Below are 16823 nucleotides of genomic sequence, written 5' to 3'. Positions count from 1 at the left end.
GCTATAACAATGAAAAAAACACATGCTTCGCTGTTTGCCTTCAGTGCAACGGCGGTGTCCCTCTGGGCGCAATTTGGCTATGCCCAGCAGGATGATGATACGCAAATCGTTACCGCTAATCGTTTTTCACAGCCAGTTTCTTCCGTGCTGGCGCCCACGACAGTTGTTACCCGCGAAGACATTGACCGCTGGCAGGCAAAAAGCCTCACGGATGTGATGCGTCGCCTGCCTGGCGTGGATATTGCGCAAAACGGTGGCATGGGCCAAAGCAGCTCCATGTTTATTCGTGGCACCAACTCCAGCCACGTCCTGATTCTGATTGACGGTATTCGTTTGAATCAGGCAGGCATTTCCGGATCGTCCGATCTCAGCCAGATTCCACTCTCGCTGGTACAACGCATCGAATATATTCGTGGCGCGCGTTCGGCGGTGTATGGTTCTGACGCGATTGGTGGTGTGGTGAACATCATCACGGGTCGTGATAAAAACGGTACCACGCTGACCGCAGGCGTTGGGTCGAAAGGCTACCAGAGCTACGATGGCTCTACCCAGCAGCAACTGGGCGATGCGACTAAGCTGACGCTGGCGGGCAACTATACCTACACCAAAGGCTACGATGTGGTGGCAAACCTGCCCGACATCTATGGCGATCCGGCGCAGAAAGACCGCGACGGTTTCATGAGCAAAACGCTGTACGGTTCGCTGGAGCATCAGTTTAGCGATCAGTTCAGCGGTTTCGTACGCGGTTATGGTTTTGACAACCGCACCGCTTATGATGGCTATCCCACTTATGTGGAACCCAACACCTTTGTCGATACCCGCCAGCTCTACAGCCAGACCTGGGATACCGGACTGCGCTTCAACCAGGGTATCTATTCATCGCAGCTGATTGCCAGCTACAGTCATACCAAGGATTACAACTACAGCCCACAGCTTGGCAAATATGACGCCACGGCGTCGCTGAATGATGTCCAGCAATACAACCTGCAATGGGGCAACTCGGTACAGGTGGGGCATGGTACGGTGAGTGGCGGTGTTGACTGGCAGAAACAAACCTCAGAACCAGGCACCAATTCTACCGTTGAAGGCCAGGAACAACGTAACACCGGTATATACGCCACCGCTCAACAGCAGTTTGGTAGCGTGACGCTGGAAGGCGCCGTGCGCGGAGATGACAACAATGCCTTTGGCTGGCATAACACCTGGCAGAGCAGCGCCGCCTGGGAGTTTGTTGATGGTTATCGCGTGTTTGCCTCTTACGCGACCGCCTATAAAGCGCCGAATCTGGCCCAGCTTTATAGCCAGACTTATGGCAACCCAAATCTGAAGCCGGAAGAAAGCAAGCAGTGGGAAAGTGGTTTTGAAGGTTTAACCGGGCCGGTCAACTGGCGTGTGTCGGGCTATCGCAATGACATCGATAACCTGATTGATAGCGATCCGAACACCTATGTTTACTACAACATCGATAAAGCGCGTATTAAAGGTGTGGAAGCCACGGCGTCTTTCGATACCGGTCCACTGAGTCATACCGTTTCTTATGACTATGTTGACGCGCGTGATGCCGAGACCAATCAGCAATTGTTGCGTCGTGCTAAGCAGCAGGTGAAATACCAGCTCGACTGGACGGTCTTCAATTTCGACTGGTCCATCACCTATCACTACCTCGGTGAGCGTTACGACAACGATTACAACCACTCCTATACGGCACAGCGCATTAAATTGGGCGGCGTAAGTTTATGGGATCTGGCGGTATCGTATCCGGTCACCTCTCAGCTCACCGTTCGTGGTAGAATTGCCAACCTGTTCGATAAAGACTACGAGACAGTGTATGGCTACCAAACTCCAGGAACGGAGTACTACCTCAGCGCCAGCTACAGCTTCTGATCTGCGTCCCACCGTGCTGGTTTTTGACTCTGGCGTCGGTGGGCTCTCCGTCTATGAGGAGATTCGGCAATTGCTGCCGAATCTCCATTATCTCTACGCCTTCGACAATGAAGGTTTTCCTTACGGTGAAAAAACCGAAACCTATATTGTCGATCGCGTTGTGGCGATCGTTGAGGCGATTACGCGGCGCTTTCCACTGGCGCTGGTGGTGATTGCCTGTAACTCGGCCAGTACAGTTTCTTTGCCAGCCCTGCGTGCAAAGTTTGACTTCCCGGTGGTCGGGGTGGTGCCCGCCATTAAACCTGCCGCACGCTTAACGCGTAATGGGGTAGTGGGTTTGCTGGCGACACGCGGTACGGTAAAACGTCCTTATACACACGAACTGGTGGCGCAATTCGCTCGCGAATGCCAAATCAAGATGCTGGGCTCGGCAGAATTGGTAGAGCTGGCCGAGGCAAAGCTGCACGGTGAAGAGGTGCTGCTGGAGGATGTACGTCGTGTGGTGCAACCCTGGCTGCGGATGAAAGAGCCGCCCGATACGGTAGTGTTAGGCTGTACTCATTTTCCTCTGCTGCGTGACGAGTTGCAGTTGGTGTTGCCGGAAGGGACGCGGCTGGTGGATTCCGGCGCGGCAATTGCGCGTCGTACCGCCTGGTTGTTGGAGCATGCGGCACCTGTTGCGCTTTCTGATGCGCCTAACATGGCATTTTGTACGCAGATGAATGAAGAAGTGCTGCAATTATCACCGGTTCTGCAACGTTATGGCTTCCCATTGATGGAAAAACTGGCGCTTTTGTGATGTTTCGTTGAAAAAAACAGCACTCAGAAATTAATTTGCATTTAGCGCTTGTCAGCCTCAAAGAACTCCCTATAATGCGCCTCCACTGACACGGAACAACGGCTTACGAAGCGATGTGTTGGTGCGGTCGCCTTAAGTGGCAACCTTCAGAAAAGCAAAAATAAATGCTTGACTGAAAACGCGGAAAGCGTAATATACGCAACCCGCGCCACACGAGAAATGTGGCACTGCTCTTTAACAATTTATCAGACAATCTGTGTGGGCACTCGCAGGATTGATATCAAAAGTCTACGGACTTAAAAAATATCAAGTCTCAAGAGTGAACACGTAATTCATTACGAAGTTTAATTCTTTGAGCATCAAACTTTAAATTGAAGAGTTTGATCATGGCTCAGATTGAACGCTGGCGGCAGGCCTAACACATGCAAGTCGAACGGTAGCACAGAGGAGCTTGCTCCTTGGGTGACGAGTGGCGGACGGGTGAGTAATGTCTGGGGATCTGCCCGATGGAGGGGGATAACTACTGGAAACGGTAGCTAATACCGCATAACGTCGCAAGACCAAAGTGGGGGACCTTCGGGCCTCACACCATCGGATGAACCCAGATGGGATTAGCTAGTAGGTGGGGTAACGGCTCACCTAGGCGACGATCCCTAGCTGGTCTGAGAGGATGACCAGCCACACTGGAACTGAGACACGGTCCAGACTCCTACGGGAGGCAGCAGTGGGGAATATTGCACAATGGGCGCAAGCCTGATGCAGCCATGCCGCGTGTATGAAGAAGGCCTTCGGGTTGTAAAGTACTTTCAGCGGGGAGGAAGGGATGATGTTTAATACGCATCATCATTGACGTTACCCGCAGAAGAAGCACCGGCTAACTCCGTGCCAGCAGCCGCGGTAATACGGAGGGTGCAAGCGTTAATCGGAATTACTGGGCGTAAAGCGCACGCAGGCGGTCTGTCAAGTCGGATGTGAAATCCCCGGGCTTAACCTGGGAACTGCATTCGAAACTGGCAGGCTAGAGTCTTGTAGAGGGGGGTAGAATTCCAGGTGTAGCGGTGAAATGCGTAGAGATCTGGAGGAATACCGGTGGCGAAGGCGGCCCCCTGGACAAAGACTGACGCTCAGGTGCGAAAGCGTGGGGAGCAAACAGGATTAGATACCCTGGTAGTCCACGCTGTAAACGATGTCGACTTGGAGGTTGTGCCCTTGAGGCGTGGCTTCCGGAGCTAACGCGTTAAGTCGACCGCCTGGGGAGTACGGCCGCAAGGTTAAAACTCAAATGAATTGACGGGGGCCCGCACAAGCGGTGGAGCATGTGGTTTAATTCGATGCAACGCGAAGAACCTTACCTGGCCTTGACATCCACGGAATTTGGCAGAGATGCCTTAGTGCCTTCGGGAACCGTGAGACAGGTGCTGCATGGCTGTCGTCAGCTCGTGTTGTGAAATGTTGGGTTAAGTCCCGCAACGAGCGCAACCCTTATCCTTTGTTGCCAGCGATTCGGTCGGGAACTCAAAGGAGACTGCCGGTGATAAACCGGAGGAAGGTGGGGATGACGTCAAGTCATCATGGCCCTTACGGCCAGGGCTACACACGTGCTACAATGGCGCATACAAAGAGAAGCGACCTCGCGAGAGCAAGCGGACCTCATAAAGTGCGTCGTAGTCCGGATTGGAGTCTGCAACTCGACTCCATGAAGTCGGAATCGCTAGTAATCGTAGATCAGAATGCTACGGTGAATACGTTCCCGGGCCTTGTACACACCGCCCGTCACACCATGGGAGTGGGTTGCAAAAGAAGTAGGTAGCTTAACCTTCGGGAGGGCGCTTACCACTTTGTGATTCATGACTGGGGTGAAGTCGTAACAAGGTAACCGTAGGGGAACCTGCGGTTGGATCACCTCCTTACCTGAAGATACTTTCCTTCGAAGTGCTCACACAGATTGTCTGATGAAATTTAAAGAAGCAGTAAAACCCTCGGCAGGCTTGTAGCTCAGGTGGTTAGAGCGCACCCCTGATAAGGGTGAGGTCGGTGGTTCAAGTCCACTCAGGCCTACCAAATTCTCCCGACTTCTGCGTTGTGACAACGACCCGCATACCTGATGTATGCTTCGCGTCGTCACGCCTTGAACTCGAAAGAATTGGGTGAAGGGTTTTGCGAATCATTGGGGCTATAGCTCAGCTGGGAGAGCGCCTGCCTTGCACGCAGGAGGTCAGCGGTTCGATCCCGCTTAGCTCCACCATCAACGACCCCACGTTGATAAAAAAACTTCCGAATGCATTTTCGAGTGCATTGCGAAGTTATTGCTCTTTAACAATCCGGAACAAGCTGAAAATTTGAAACGACACGTTGTTTCATTTCTCCGTAATAAGAAATGAAAGCGATGTGTTCGAGTCTCTCAAATGCTTGCAGTCTGCATGCGTGAAAACGTCTGTGGGTTGTGAGGTTAAGCGACTAAGCGTACACGGTGGATGCCCTGGCAGTCAGAGGCGATGAAGGACGTGCTAATCTGCGAAAAGCGTCGGTAAGGTGATATGAACCGCAACAGCCGACGATGTCCGAATGGGGAAACCCAGTGCATTTATGCACTATCGTTAACTGAATACATAGGTTAACGAGGCGAACCGGGGGAACTGAAACATCTAAGTACCCCGAGGAAAAGAAATCAACCGAGATTCCCCCAGTAGCGGCGAGCGAACGGGGAACAGCCCAGGACCTGAATCAGTTTGTGTGTTAATGGAAGCGTCTGGAAAGTCGCGCGATACAGGGTGACAGCCCCGTACATGAAAATGCACAGATTGTGAGTCCGATGAGTAGGGCGGGACACGTGGTATCCTGTCTGAATATGGGGGGACCATCCTCCAAGGCTAAATACTCCTGACTGACCGATAGTGAACCAGTACCGTGAGGGAAAGGCGAAAAGAACCCCGGCGAGGGGAGTGAAACAGAACCTGAAACCGTGTACGTACAAGCAGTGGGAGCACCTTCGGGTGTGACTGCGTACCTTTTGTATAATGGGTCAGCGACTTATATTCTGTAGCAAGGTTAACCGTATAGGGGAGCCGCAGGGAAACCGAGTCTTAATTGGGCGTTAAGTTGCAGGGTATAGACCCGAAACCCGGTGATCTAGCCATGGGCAGGTTGAAGGTTGGGTAACACTAACTGGAGGACCGAACCGACTAATGTTGAAAAATTAGCGGATGACTTGTGGCTGGGGGTGAAAGGCCAATCAAACCGGGAGATAGCTGGTTCTCCCCGAAAGCTATTTAGGTAGCGCCTCGTGAACTCATCTCCGGGGGTAGAGCACTGTTTCGGCTAGGGGGCCATCCCGGCTTACCAACCCGATGCAAACTACGAATACCGGAGAATGTTATCACGGGAGACACACGGCGGGTGCTAACGTCCGTCGTGAAGAGGGAAACAACCCAGACCGCCAGCTAAGGTCCCAAAGTCATGGTTAAGTGGGAAACGATGTGGGAAGGCCCAGACAGCCAGGATGTTGGCTTAGAAGCAGCCATCATTTAAAGAAAGCGTAATAGCTCACTGGTCGAGTCGGCCTGCGCGGAAGATGTAACGGGGCTAAACCATGCACCGAAGCTGCGGCAGCGACACTATGTGTTGTTGGGTAGGGGAGCGTTCTGTAAGCCGCTGAAGGTGGACTGTGAGGTCTGCTGGAGGTATCAGAAGTGCGAATGCTGACATAAGTAACGATAAAGCGGGTGAAAAGCCCGCTCGCCGGAAGACCAAGGGTTCCTGTCCAACGTTAATCGGGGCAGGGTGAGTCGACCCCTAAGGCGAGGCTGAAAAGCGTAGTCGATGGGAAACAGGTTAATATTCCTGTACTTGGTGTTACTGCGAAGGGGGGACGGAGAAGGCTAGGTTATCCGGGCGACGGTTGTCCCGGTTTAAGCGTGTAGGCTTGCATTCCAGGCAAATCCGGAATGCTTTAAGGCTGAGGCGTGATGACGAGCCACTACGGTGGTGAAGTAACTGATGCCCTGCTTCCAGGAAAAGCCTCTAAGCTCCAGGTAACACGAAATCGTACCCCAAACCGACACAGGTGGTCAGGTAGAGAATACCAAGGCGCTTGAGAGAACTCGGGTGAAGGAACTAGGCAAAATGGTGCCGTAACTTCGGGAGAAGGCACGCTGGCATTAGGTGAAGGGACTTGCTCCCGGAGCTGAAGCCAGTCGAAGATACCAGCTGGCTGCAACTGTTTATTAAAAACACAGCACTGTGCAAACACGAAAGTGGACGTATACGGTGTGACGCCTGCCCGGTGCCGGAAGGTTAATTGATGGGGTTATCCGTAAGGAGAAGCTCTTGATCGAAGCCCCGGTAAACGGCGGCCGTAACTATAACGGTCCTAAGGTAGCGAAATTCCTTGTCGGGTAAGTTCCGACCTGCACGAATGGCGTAATGATGGCCAGGCTGTCTCCACCCGAGACTCAGTGAAATTGAAATCGCTGTGAAGATGCAGTGTACCCGCGGCAAGACGGAAAGACCCCGTGAACCTTTACTATAGCTTGACACTGAACATTGAGCCTTGATGTGTAGGATAGGTGGGAGGCTTTGAAGTGTGGACGCCAGTCTGCATGGAGCCAACCTTGAAATACCACCCTTTAATGTTTGATGTTCTAACGTAGGCCCGTAATCCGGGCTGCGGACAGTGTCTGGTGGGTAGTTTGACTGGGGCGGTCTCCTCCCAAAGTGTAACGGAGGAGCACGAAGGTTGGCTAATCCTGGTCGGACATCAGGAGGTTAGTGCAATGGCATAAGCCAGCTTGACTGCGAGAGTGACGGCTCGAGCAGGTGCGAAAGCAGGTCATAGTGATCCGGTGGTTCTGAATGGAAGGGCCATCGCTCAACGGATAAAAGGTACTCCGGGGATAACAGGCTGATACCGCCCAAGAGTTCATATCGACGGCGGTGTTTGGCACCTCGATGTCGGCTCATCACATCCTGGGGCTGAAGTAGGTCCCAAGGGTACGGCTGTTCGCCGTTTAAAGTGGTACGCGAGCTGGGTTTAGAACGTCGTGAGACAGTTCGGTCCCTATCTGCCGTGGGCGCTGGAGAATTGAGGGGGGTTGCTCCTAGTACGAGAGGACCGGAGTGAACGCACCACTGGTGTTCGGGTTGTCATGCCAATGGCATTGCCCGGTAGCTAAGTGCGGAAAAGATAAGTGCTGAAAGCATCTAAGCACGAAACTTGCCCCGAGATGAGTTCTCCCTGACTCCTTGAGAGTCCTGAAGGGACGTTGAAGACGACGACGTTGATAGGCCGGATGTGTAAGTGCAGCGATGCATTGAGCTAACCGGTACTAATGACCCGTGAGGCTTAACCTTACAACGCCAGAGGCGTTTTGAGTTGAGAGACGCGAGAATTTTCAGCATTGTTCGAACGGATTGATTCGTATGGCCTGCGAGGGCGGTGCGGATAAACAGAATTTGCCTGGCGGCTGTAGCGCGGTGGTCCCACCTGACCCCATGCCGAACTCAGAAGTGAAACGCCGTAGCGCCGATGGTAGTGTGGGGTCTCCCCATGCGAGAGTAGGGAACTGCCAGGCATCAATTTAAGGTATTTACCTGAAAAGGTAACACCGGTTATCAGCGAGACCCCGCTGGTAATGCAGTATTCGGTGGTGCGGTAGTTCAGTCGGTTAGAATACCGGCCTGTCACGCCGGGGGTCGCGGGTTCGAGTCCCGTCCGCACCGCCACCCTCATTTAGGGGCGTAGTTCAATTGGTAGAGCACCGGTCTCCAAAACCGGGTGTTGGGGGTTCGAGTCCCTCCGCCCCTGCCAGAAAACAATCCTTTGCTTAGGCAAAGGATTTTTTTTGCCTAAAATAACCTGCATATTTTCACTACCCTCTCCTGGATACTTTTCTCCAGCACAAAATGCTCAGATCGTTTAGTGATGGAGGGAATTGAGCTTCACCAATATCCACTCAAACCCTTCTGATTTTATTACATCAATGTGTTAATACCGGATATTTGAGCAACTGGCGAATATGCGCCTGCTGATCACTATTTTGTAGCCAGACCGCATATAGTGGTCTGACAGCGACAGGCGTATCAGGAATAACCATCAGATCGCTGTAAATGCTATGCCAAAAATCAGGCAAAAACGCGCAAGCACCAGTCGTATGCAGCAATTCTCGGGTAACATGCGCCGATGTTGTCGTTAATACCGGAACGTCATCACTGGACAGATAGTTTTCATGTTGGTGAAAATCTGCTCCCCATTCCAGTTTGATGTAATCATATTTTTCACGCTTCTCAGTTTTACGCGCACGAAATAATGCGAGTGAAATGTGGCCAATTTGCTGGCTGGTCAATTCATCCATCTTTGGCGCTTCGGTGGTGATTAAAAGATCAAGCTGCCGCTCATGTAACTGCTTCACCAGCAAATGCCGTTGCGCAATACGCGCTTCAAGATGAAGGCTTTCTCTGTTCTCATAAAGCGATTGTAACCAGGGGGTTAGATAAGCCTCCCACAGCGATGCGCTGGCCCCGATAGAAAGCTCATGATGCTGCTGTGTATGGGAGACTTCCTTTTTTGCCATCAGCCAGGTACTCATCAGGCTTTCTGCGTAAGGTAATAAGCGCTCGCCCGCAGAAGTCAGCCGAATGTTATTACGATGGCGCGTAAAAAGGTTAACGCCCAGCTGGTTTTCCAGTTGGCGAATGCGAAAACTAACGGCAGATTGCGTGAGGTAAAGCGCTTCAGCAGCACGCCCGAAATGGCGAGTTCTGCTCACTTCGAGGAAAGTTTTCAGTAATTCCGTATCCACAGCATTCTCCCAAAAAATGTTTGTCGTATTGATTTAAATGTTTTGTTTTACACTCTGTCAAGCCTATCTAATACTCCGCGCCATAAATAGCACGGCCATATGAGAATCAGGAGCGTGTAAAATGGCGGATAGCTTCGCAACAACGAATCGTTTCTTTGATAACAAGCATTACCCTCGTGGTTTTTCGCGTCATGGTGATTTCACCATTAAAGAAGCTACGCTTCTTGAGCGCCACGGTTTTGCCTTTAATGAACTGGACCTGGCAAAGCGTGAGCCAGTGACGGAAGAAGAACGTTTATTTATTGAAGTATGTCGTGGTATTCGTGAGCCGCAAACGGAAGCGGAGCGTGTATGGTCGAAATATACCGCACGTATCAAGCGTCCTAAGCGTTTTCACACGCTCTCCGGCGGTAAGCCGCAAATGGACAGCGTCGAAGATTACAGCGACAGCGAAGATTAAGAAACGGGGCATTGGCCCCGTTTTTTTACTCCAGACTTTTGTGTAGAAAAATCATCAAGCGATCAATACTGCGATACCCTACCGCTTCCTGAATATGATGCCGGGTAATTCGCGCCTCTCCTGCCAAATCGGCTATCGTTCTCGCCACCTTCAGAATACGTTGCCAGGCACGCACTGACAGGCCAAGTGAATTCAGCACCTCTTCAAGCCACTTTGCATCTTCTTCAACCAGCTCACACCAGCGCTGTATTTCTGCATTCGAAAGATATGCGTTCACTTTCCCACTGCGGTTGATTTGACGTTGCCGTGCCGCAACCACACGTTGTAGCACCTCTGCGCTACTCTCACTGCGCTGCTGTTTCTGGCTAAGTGTACCGCTGGGTAACAGCGGCACTTCGAGGGAGAGATCAAAACGGTCAAGAAAAGGGCCGGAAAGACGGCTCAGATAGCGCAATACCTGCTGTGGAGTACATCGGTTATGGTTTCCCTGATAATGGCCAGTTGGGCTGGGGTTCATTGCGCCAATTAACTGAAAACGCGCTGGATAGGTAACTTTGGCGCGGGTGCGAGAGATGGCAATCTCACCGGACTCAATCGGCTCGCGTAGCGCATCCAGTACCCGACGTTCGAACTCAGGTAACTCATCCAGAAAAAGGACACCATTGTGCGCCAGCGAAATTTCACCCGGACGGGGTAAGGAACCGCCGCCAATCAATGCATACAGCGAAGCGCTATGATGTGGTGCGCGGAAGGGGCGTTTACGCCATTGTTGTTGAAGGTTGCCGCTACTGACCAGGCTGGCGATAGCCGCACACTCCAGTGCCTCCTGGTCATTCAACGGGGGCATAATGCCGGGCAAGCGTGTGGCCAGCATGGTTTTCCCGGTTCCCGGCGGACCCAGCAGCAGCAAATTGTGACCGCCTGCGGCGGTAATCTCCAATGCCCGTCGTCCTTGTTCCTGCCCAATAATATCGCTCAGATCCTGGCTGTCGTTGTCGATGCTGTCAGGCTGATAACGAGCAATGGGTAACTCCGTCTGATTATGCAGAAAGGCGCAAATCTCCAGCAGATGTTTACCAATCAGGGTTGTGCCTTGCTGAATTAAACCTACATCCTGTTGATTCTGTTCAGAGAGTACCATTTGTCTACCCGCCTGGAGGGCGGCCATAGCCGCAGGAATGGCAGCCTGAACGCCATACAGCGCCCCGTTCAGTGCTAATTCACCCAGGAATTCATATTGCCCGAGTTTCGCGTCAGGAAGCTGCTCTGAGGCGGCGAGAATCGCAATGGCGATCGGCAGGTCGTAGCGCCCACCTTCTTTAGGGAGATCTGCAGGGGCGAGATTGATGGTGATGCGCTTTGCCGGAAAGGTAAATCCGCTGTTGATGATAGCGCTGCGCACCCGCTCACGCGCTTCTTTTACCGTGGTTTCTGGTAAACCCACCAGCGTTAAGGCAGGCAGGCCGTTGCTAATATGCACTTCCACCGTTACCAGCGGTGCCTGCACACCCAGCGCCGCGCGTGTCAAAACCCTTGATAAAGACATAACCACTCCTTGTTGGTTCTATCTTGCAGGGCTTTATAAGGAAGGCCTAATCGGGATGATCAGAATTACGCGCAGGGTTCCATCATTTCGCTGCGAATTTCTGCCTGTTCACGTATTTTGGATGCTGGTTCTCAGAACGAAATTGAATGTTACGACGCGGTCGTAATGAATATTTATCACAAATACAAATAACCGTTTACTTACAAGGTGATAACCACTTTCGTGCCGTTGCGTCATAAAAATTTCTGATGAAAATTATTGTCAATGCCCGGATAACTATGGTAACTCTGTAGGTATTACTTCGAACAATCGAAAAAACGAACAACACATGAAAGCCCTTCTACAAGTGATTAGCCTAGTCGTGATTAGCGTGGTGGTGATTATTATCCCACCGTGCGGGGCTACGCTTGGAGAAAGAAAGGCTTAAAAATCAAGCCTGGAATTCGAAAAACCCCCGCACCGCAAGGTCCGGGGGTTTTTTTTCGACCAGGTAAAATATCAGCGAATCATCGAGGAACAGATAATGAACAGTAGCATAAAATTCTGTTGTTCCCGCAGGGATACAGGAGAATAACCATGACAGGTGCACAGTGGGTAGTTCAGGCTTTACGCGCGCAGGGTGTTGATACAGTGTTTGGTTATCCTGGCGGTGCCATCATGCCAGTGTACGATGCGCTCTACGATGGCGGCGTGGAACACCTACTGTGTCGGCATGAGCAAGGTGCAGTGATGGCGGCGATTGGTTATGCTCGCTCTACTGGCAAGACCGGCGTCTGTATTGCCACCTCTGGCCCTGGCGCAACTAACCTGATCACCGGCTTAGCCGATGCAATGATGGACTCCATCCCGGTGGTTGCCATTACCGGCCAGGTTGCTTCTCCGTTTATCGGCACCGATGCGTTCCAGGAAATTGACGTTCTCGGCTTGTCACTGGCCTGCACCAAGCATAGCTTCCTCGTTGAATCCCTTGATGATTTACCTTCAGTCATGGCTGAAGCCTTCGCCATCGCCCAGTCTGGCCGCCCAGGTCCGGTACTGGTTGATATCCCGAAAGACATCCAAATCGCTCATGGCGATCTCACGCCGCACCTGCTGCCGGTTGAAGAGGCGTTGAGCCATTCACCGCAGCATATCGCGGAAGCGCGCGCCCTGATGGCGCAGGCGAAAAAACCGATGCTTTATATCGGTGGTGGCGTGGGTATGGCGCAGGCAGTCCCTGCGTTACGTGCGATGGCGATCGATACCGGCATCCCGATGGTCGCCACGCTGAAAGGTTTGGGTAGCGCGGATGCCAACAGCGATCTTTATCTCGGCATGCTGGGGATGCACGGCACCAAAGCGGCTAACCTGGCGGTCCAGGAGTGCGATTTGCTGATCGCGGTTGGTGCGCGTTTTGACGACCGCGTTACCGGTAAGCTGGACACCTTCGCGCCACACGCCAGCGTTATCCATATTGATATCGACCCCGCCGAACTGAACAAGCTGCGCCGTGCGCACGTCTCGTTGCAGGGTGATTTGAATCAGGTGCTGCCCGCGCTGAGCATGCCGCTGCAAATCGATGCATGGCGCACCGAAGTTAAAGCGCTGAAGGCCGAATTCAACTGGCGTTACGATCATCCAGGCGAAGCAATCTATGCCCCGCTGCTGCTGAAGCAGTTGTCCGATCGTAAAGCCGACAGCGCAGTGGTGACCACTGACGTGGGTCAGCATCAGATGTGGGCAGCGCAGCATATGTCATTCAGCGCGCCGGAAAACTTTATTACCTCCAGCGGCCTTGGCACTATGGGCTTTGGCCTGCCGGCTGCGGTAGGTGCCCAGGTGGCCCGTCCGAACGATACCGTCATCTGCGTATCCGGTGATGGCTCAATCATGATGAACATTCAGGAGCTGGGTACCATTAAACGCGGCAAACTGCCGGTTAAAATCCTGCTGCTGGATAACCAGCGCCTCGGCATGGTACGCCAGTGGCAGCAGCTGTTCTTTGATGGTCGCTACAGCGAAACCATCCTTACTGATAACCCCGATTTCCTCACGCTGGCCAGCGCTTTTGATATCCCCGGCCAGCGCATTAGCCGTAAAGATCAGGTCGACGCCGCCCTTGATGCTCTGCTGAACAGTGAAGGTCCATACTTCCTGCATGTTGCGATTGATGAGCATGAAAACGTCTGGCCTTTGGTACCGCCTGGTGCCAGCAACGCAAACATGATGGAGAAAACCGTATGAACCAGCATCAATTGTCTATCGAAGCGCGCTTCCGCCCTGAAATATTGGAGCGCATTTTGCGCGTCGTGCGCCACCGTGGTTTCCAGGTGTGCACCATGAACATGGCATCAGCCGCGAATGCCGAAAATATTAATATCGAAATGACCGTTGCCAGCCAGCGCTCTGTCGATTTACTGTCTTCGCAGTTAAGCAAACTGATGGATGTCGCTTGCGTCCAGATCCAACAACAGACAACACAACAAATCCGTGCCTAGTCGCGAAAGGAAATAACAATGAGTACGAAGAAAGCAGACTTTATTTGGTTCAATGGGGAGATGGTTAAGTGGGAAGACGCCAAGGTCAGCGTCATGTCTCACGCGTTGCATTACGGTACTTCGGTGTTTGAAGGCGTGCGTTGCTACGACTCACACAAAGGCCCGGTGGTGTTCCGTCATCGTGAACACATGCAGCGTCTGCACGACTCCGCCAAAATCTACCGCTTCCCGATCAAAGCCAGCGTAGATGAGCTGATGGAAGCCTGCCGTGAAGTGCTGCGCGTCAACAAACTGAAAAGCGCTTACATCCGTCCTCTGGCCTTCGTAGGCGACGTGGGCCTGGGTGTGAACCCGCCAGATGGCTACACCACCGATGTGATCATCGCTGCGTTCCCTTGGGGTGCTTACCTGGGTGCTGAAGCGCTGGAGCAGGGCATCGACGCGATGGTTTCTTCATGGAACCGCGTAGCCCCGAACACCCTGCCGACCGCAGCGAAAGCCGGTGGTAACTACCTTTCTTCTCTGCTGGTGGGTAGCGAAGCTCGTCGCCACGGCTATCAGGAAGGTATCGCTCTCGACACCAACGGCTATATTTCAGAAGGTGCTGGTGAAAACTTGTTCGAAGTGAAAGATGGCATTCTGTTCACGCCGCCGTTCACTTCTTCTGCGTTGCCGGGCATCACCCGTGACGCCATCATCAAACTGGCAAAAGACATGGGTATCGAAGTTCGCGAGCAGGTGCTGTCACGCGAATCACTGTACCTGGCTGACGAAGTGTTCATGTCTGGTACTGCGGCGGAAATCACTCCGGTTCGCAGCGTTGACGGAATCCAGGTGGGCGCAGGCAAATGTGGTCCGGTGACCAAACGCATTCAGCAGGCATTCTTTGGCCTGTTCACTGGCGAAACTGAAGACAAATGGGGCTGGCTGGACCAGGTTAACCCATAACACGTTTTTTCGCGGACGCAGTAGCGTCCGCGACATTATCCTTACTGGAGTAAATAGAGCATGCCTAAGTACCGTTCCGCCACCACCACCCATGGCCGTAACATGGCGGGTGCCCGTGCCTTGTGGCGCGCGACAGGAATGACCGACGCCGATTTCGGTAAGCCGATTATCGCCGTGGTCAACTCATTCACCCAATTCGTGCCTGGCCACGTCCACCTGCGCGATCTCGGCAAACTGGTCGCTGAACAAATCGAAGCGGCTGGCGGTGTGGCTAAAGAGTTCAACACCATTGCGGTGGATGACGGTATCGCCATGGGTCATGGCGGCATGCTGTATTCACTGCCTTCGCGCGAGTTGATCGCTGACTCCGTCGAGTACATGGTCAACGCCCACTGTGCCGATGCGATGGTCTGCATCTCCAACTGCGACAAGATCACCCCGGGAATGCTGATGGCCTCGCTGCGCCTCAACATTCCGGTGATCTTCGTTTCCGGTGGCCCGATGGAAGCGGGTAAAACCAAGCTGTCTGACAAAATCATCAAGCTGGATCTGGTGGATGCGATGATTCAGGGTGCGAACCCGAACGTCAGCGATGCCGATAGCGAGCAGATTGAACGTTCCGCCTGCCCGACCTGTGGTTCCTGTTCTGGTATGTTCACCGCCAACTCGATGAACTGCCTGACCGAAGCGCTGGGTCTGTCACAGCCAGGTAACGGTTCGCTGTTGGCGACCCATGCTGATCGTAAGGACCTGTTTATCAATGCCGGTAAGCGCATCGTTAACCTGACCAAACAATATTACGAGCAGGATGATGCCCGCGTACTGCCGCGTAATATCGCGAGCAAAGCCGCGTTTGAGAACGCCATGACGCTGGATATCGCGATGGGCGGCTCCACCAACACCGTACTGCACCTGCTGGCCGCCGCGCAGGAAGGCGAAATCGACTTCAACATTTCTGATATCGACCGTCTGTCACGCAAAGTGCCGCATCTGTGTAAGGTGGCCCCGAGCACCCAGAAATATCATATGGAAGATGTGCACCGCGCGGGTGGCGTAATCGGCATCCTCGGTGAACTGGATCGCGCTGGCCTGTTGCACACTGACGTGCGCAACGTGCTGGGTCTGAACTTGCGTGAAACCCTGGATCAGTACGACATCATGCTGACCAAAGACGAAGCGGTGAAAAAGATGTTCCGCGCCGGTCCGGCCGGTATTCGCACCACTCAGGCGTTCTCGCAGGATTGCCGTTGGGACACGCTGGATGACGACCGTCAGGAAGGTTGTATCCGCACCCGTGAATTCGCTTTCTCGCAAGACGGTGGTCTGGCGGTGCTGTACGGCAACCTGGCAGAAGATGGCTGTATCGTGAAAACCGCTGGTGTGGACAAAGAGATCCTCACCTTCAAAGGCCCGGCCAAAGTTTACGAAAGCCAGGACGATGCGGTTGAAGCGATTCTCGGCGGTAAAGTGGTCGCGGGCGATGTTGTGGTGATTCGCTACGAAGGGCCGAAAGGTGGACCGGGCATGCAGGAAATGCTCTATCCGACCACCTACCTGAAATCGATGGGCCTCGGCAAAAGCTGTGCGCTGATCACCGATGGTCGTTTCTCAGGCGGTACCTCCGGTCTGTCTATCGGCCACGCTTCACCGGAAGCGGCCAACGGCGGCACCATCGCGCTGGTGAAAGACGGCGACATCATCGAAATCGACATCCCGAACCGTGGCATCAAGCTGGCGGTGCCGGAAAACGAACTGCACGCACGTCGTGAAGAGGAAGAAGCCCGTGGTGATGCAGCGTATACGCCGCATGGCCGTGAGCGTCAGGTTTCCTTCGCCCTGCGTGCTTATGCATCACTCGCGACCAGCGCTGACAAAGGCGCGGTGCGCGATAAGTCTAAGCTGGGAGGCTAAC

Annotated in this window: 10 protein-coding genes, 4 tRNA genes and 3 rRNA genes; 15 read left to right on the top strand and 2 right to left on the bottom strand. The window is 53.2% G+C overall.

Annotated features, from left to right (window positions below):
• The first annotated feature begins 9 nt into the window (after positions 1 to 9).
• The 9 genes from btuB (at position 10) to AC6I8T_RS20015 (ending at position 8489) form a co-directional block, all read left to right on the top strand.
• A complete protein-coding gene (gene btuB, locus AC6I8T_RS20055) occupies positions 10 to 1884 on the top strand; it encodes a TonB-dependent vitamin B12 receptor BtuB (protein WP_208724388.1) in 1875 nt (624 codons plus the stop codon).
• A complete protein-coding gene (gene murI / locus AC6I8T_RS20050; RefSeq protein ID WP_497834259.1) occupies positions 1829 to 2683 on the top strand; it encodes a glutamate racemase in 855 nt (284 codons plus the stop codon). The genes btuB and murI overlap by 56 nt, the downstream gene beginning before the upstream one ends.
• A 368-nt stretch (positions 2684 to 3051) precedes the next feature.
• A 16S ribosomal RNA gene (locus AC6I8T_RS20045) occupies positions 3052 to 4593 on the top strand.
• A gap of 74 nt (positions 4594 to 4667) precedes the next feature.
• Positions 4668 to 4744, top strand: a tRNA-Ile gene (locus AC6I8T_RS20040).
• A gap of 108 nt (positions 4745 to 4852) precedes the next feature.
• Positions 4853 to 4928 (top strand) — tRNA-Ala (locus tag AC6I8T_RS20035).
• Positions 4929 to 5130: 202 nt separating this feature from the next.
• Positions 5131 to 8032, top strand: a 23S ribosomal RNA gene (locus AC6I8T_RS20030).
• A gap of 105 nt (positions 8033 to 8137) precedes the next feature.
• Positions 8138 to 8253 (top strand): 5S ribosomal RNA (gene rrf / locus AC6I8T_RS20025).
• Together the 16S, 23S and 5S rRNA genes with 4 tRNA genes alongside form the textbook arrangement of a ribosomal RNA operon.
• 74 nt (positions 8254 to 8327) lie before the next feature.
• Positions 8328 to 8404, top strand: a tRNA-Asp gene (locus AC6I8T_RS20020).
• Positions 8405 to 8413: 9 nt separating this feature from the next.
• A tRNA-Trp gene (locus AC6I8T_RS20015) sits at positions 8414 to 8489 on the top strand.
• A 169-nt stretch (positions 8490 to 8658) separates the two neighbouring features.
• On the opposite strand, the gene hdfR is transcribed toward AC6I8T_RS20015, so the two are convergent.
• Positions 8659 to 9480 (bottom strand): HTH-type transcriptional regulator HdfR, encoded by an 822-nt coding sequence (gene hdfR / locus AC6I8T_RS20010; protein WP_021184985.1) that lies wholly within the window; start codon positions 9478 to 9480, stop codon positions 8659 to 8661.
• Between the two features lie 121 nt (positions 9481 to 9601).
• Here hdfR and AC6I8T_RS20005 point away from each other — a divergent pair, with 121 nt between their 5' ends.
• Complete coding sequence (locus AC6I8T_RS20005) at positions 9602 to 9940, top strand: MaoP family protein (RefSeq protein WP_013510966.1); 339 nt, start codon at positions 9602 to 9604, stop codon at positions 9938 to 9940.
• Between the two features lie 25 nt (positions 9941 to 9965).
• Here the strand turns inward: AC6I8T_RS20005 and AC6I8T_RS20000 are convergent, their stop codons facing one another.
• Positions 9966 to 11486 carry a YifB family Mg chelatase-like AAA ATPase gene (locus AC6I8T_RS20000; RefSeq protein WP_497834258.1) on the bottom strand — a complete coding sequence of 507 codons (1521 nt, stop codon included), beginning with the start codon at positions 11484 to 11486 and terminating at the stop codon, positions 9966 to 9968.
• Between the two features lie 328 nt (positions 11487 to 11814).
• On the opposite strand from AC6I8T_RS20000, the gene ilvL reads away from it, so the two are divergent.
• The 5 genes from ilvL to ilvD all read left to right on the top strand — a co-directional run bounded on the left by ilvL (position 11815) and on the right by ilvD (position 16822).
• A complete protein-coding gene (gene ilvL / locus AC6I8T_RS19995; RefSeq protein WP_071783595.1) occupies positions 11815 to 11913 on the top strand; it encodes an ilv operon leader peptide in 99 nt (32 codons plus the stop codon).
• Positions 11914 to 12062: 149 nt separating this feature from the next.
• Positions 12063 to 13709 carry an acetolactate synthase 2 catalytic subunit gene (ilvG, locus tag AC6I8T_RS19990; RefSeq protein WP_208724385.1) on the top strand — a complete coding sequence of 549 codons (1647 nt, stop codon included), beginning with the start codon at positions 12063 to 12065 and terminating at the stop codon, positions 13707 to 13709.
• Positions 13706 to 13963, top strand: a complete 258-nt coding sequence (ilvM, locus tag AC6I8T_RS19985) for an acetolactate synthase 2 small subunit (protein ID WP_013510963.1) — start codon at positions 13706 to 13708, stop codon at positions 13961 to 13963. Before ilvG ends, ilvM begins: the two co-directional genes overlap by 4 nt.
• Before the next feature lie 18 nt (positions 13964 to 13981).
• A complete protein-coding gene (ilvE, locus tag AC6I8T_RS19980) occupies positions 13982 to 14911 on the top strand; it encodes a branched-chain-amino-acid transaminase (protein WP_013510962.1) in 930 nt (309 codons plus the stop codon).
• A 60-nt stretch (positions 14912 to 14971) separates the two neighbouring features.
• On the top strand, positions 14972 to 16822 hold the full coding sequence (gene ilvD, locus AC6I8T_RS19975; RefSeq protein ID WP_021184982.1) for a dihydroxy-acid dehydratase: 1851 nt from the start codon (positions 14972 to 14974) through the stop codon (positions 16820 to 16822).
• Position 16823: the final 1 nt, after the last annotated feature.

This window comes from Pantoea sp. X-Soil-OKNW-556 (genome assembly GCF_059730695.1).
This window is presented reverse-complemented; position numbering and strand designations above follow the sequence as displayed.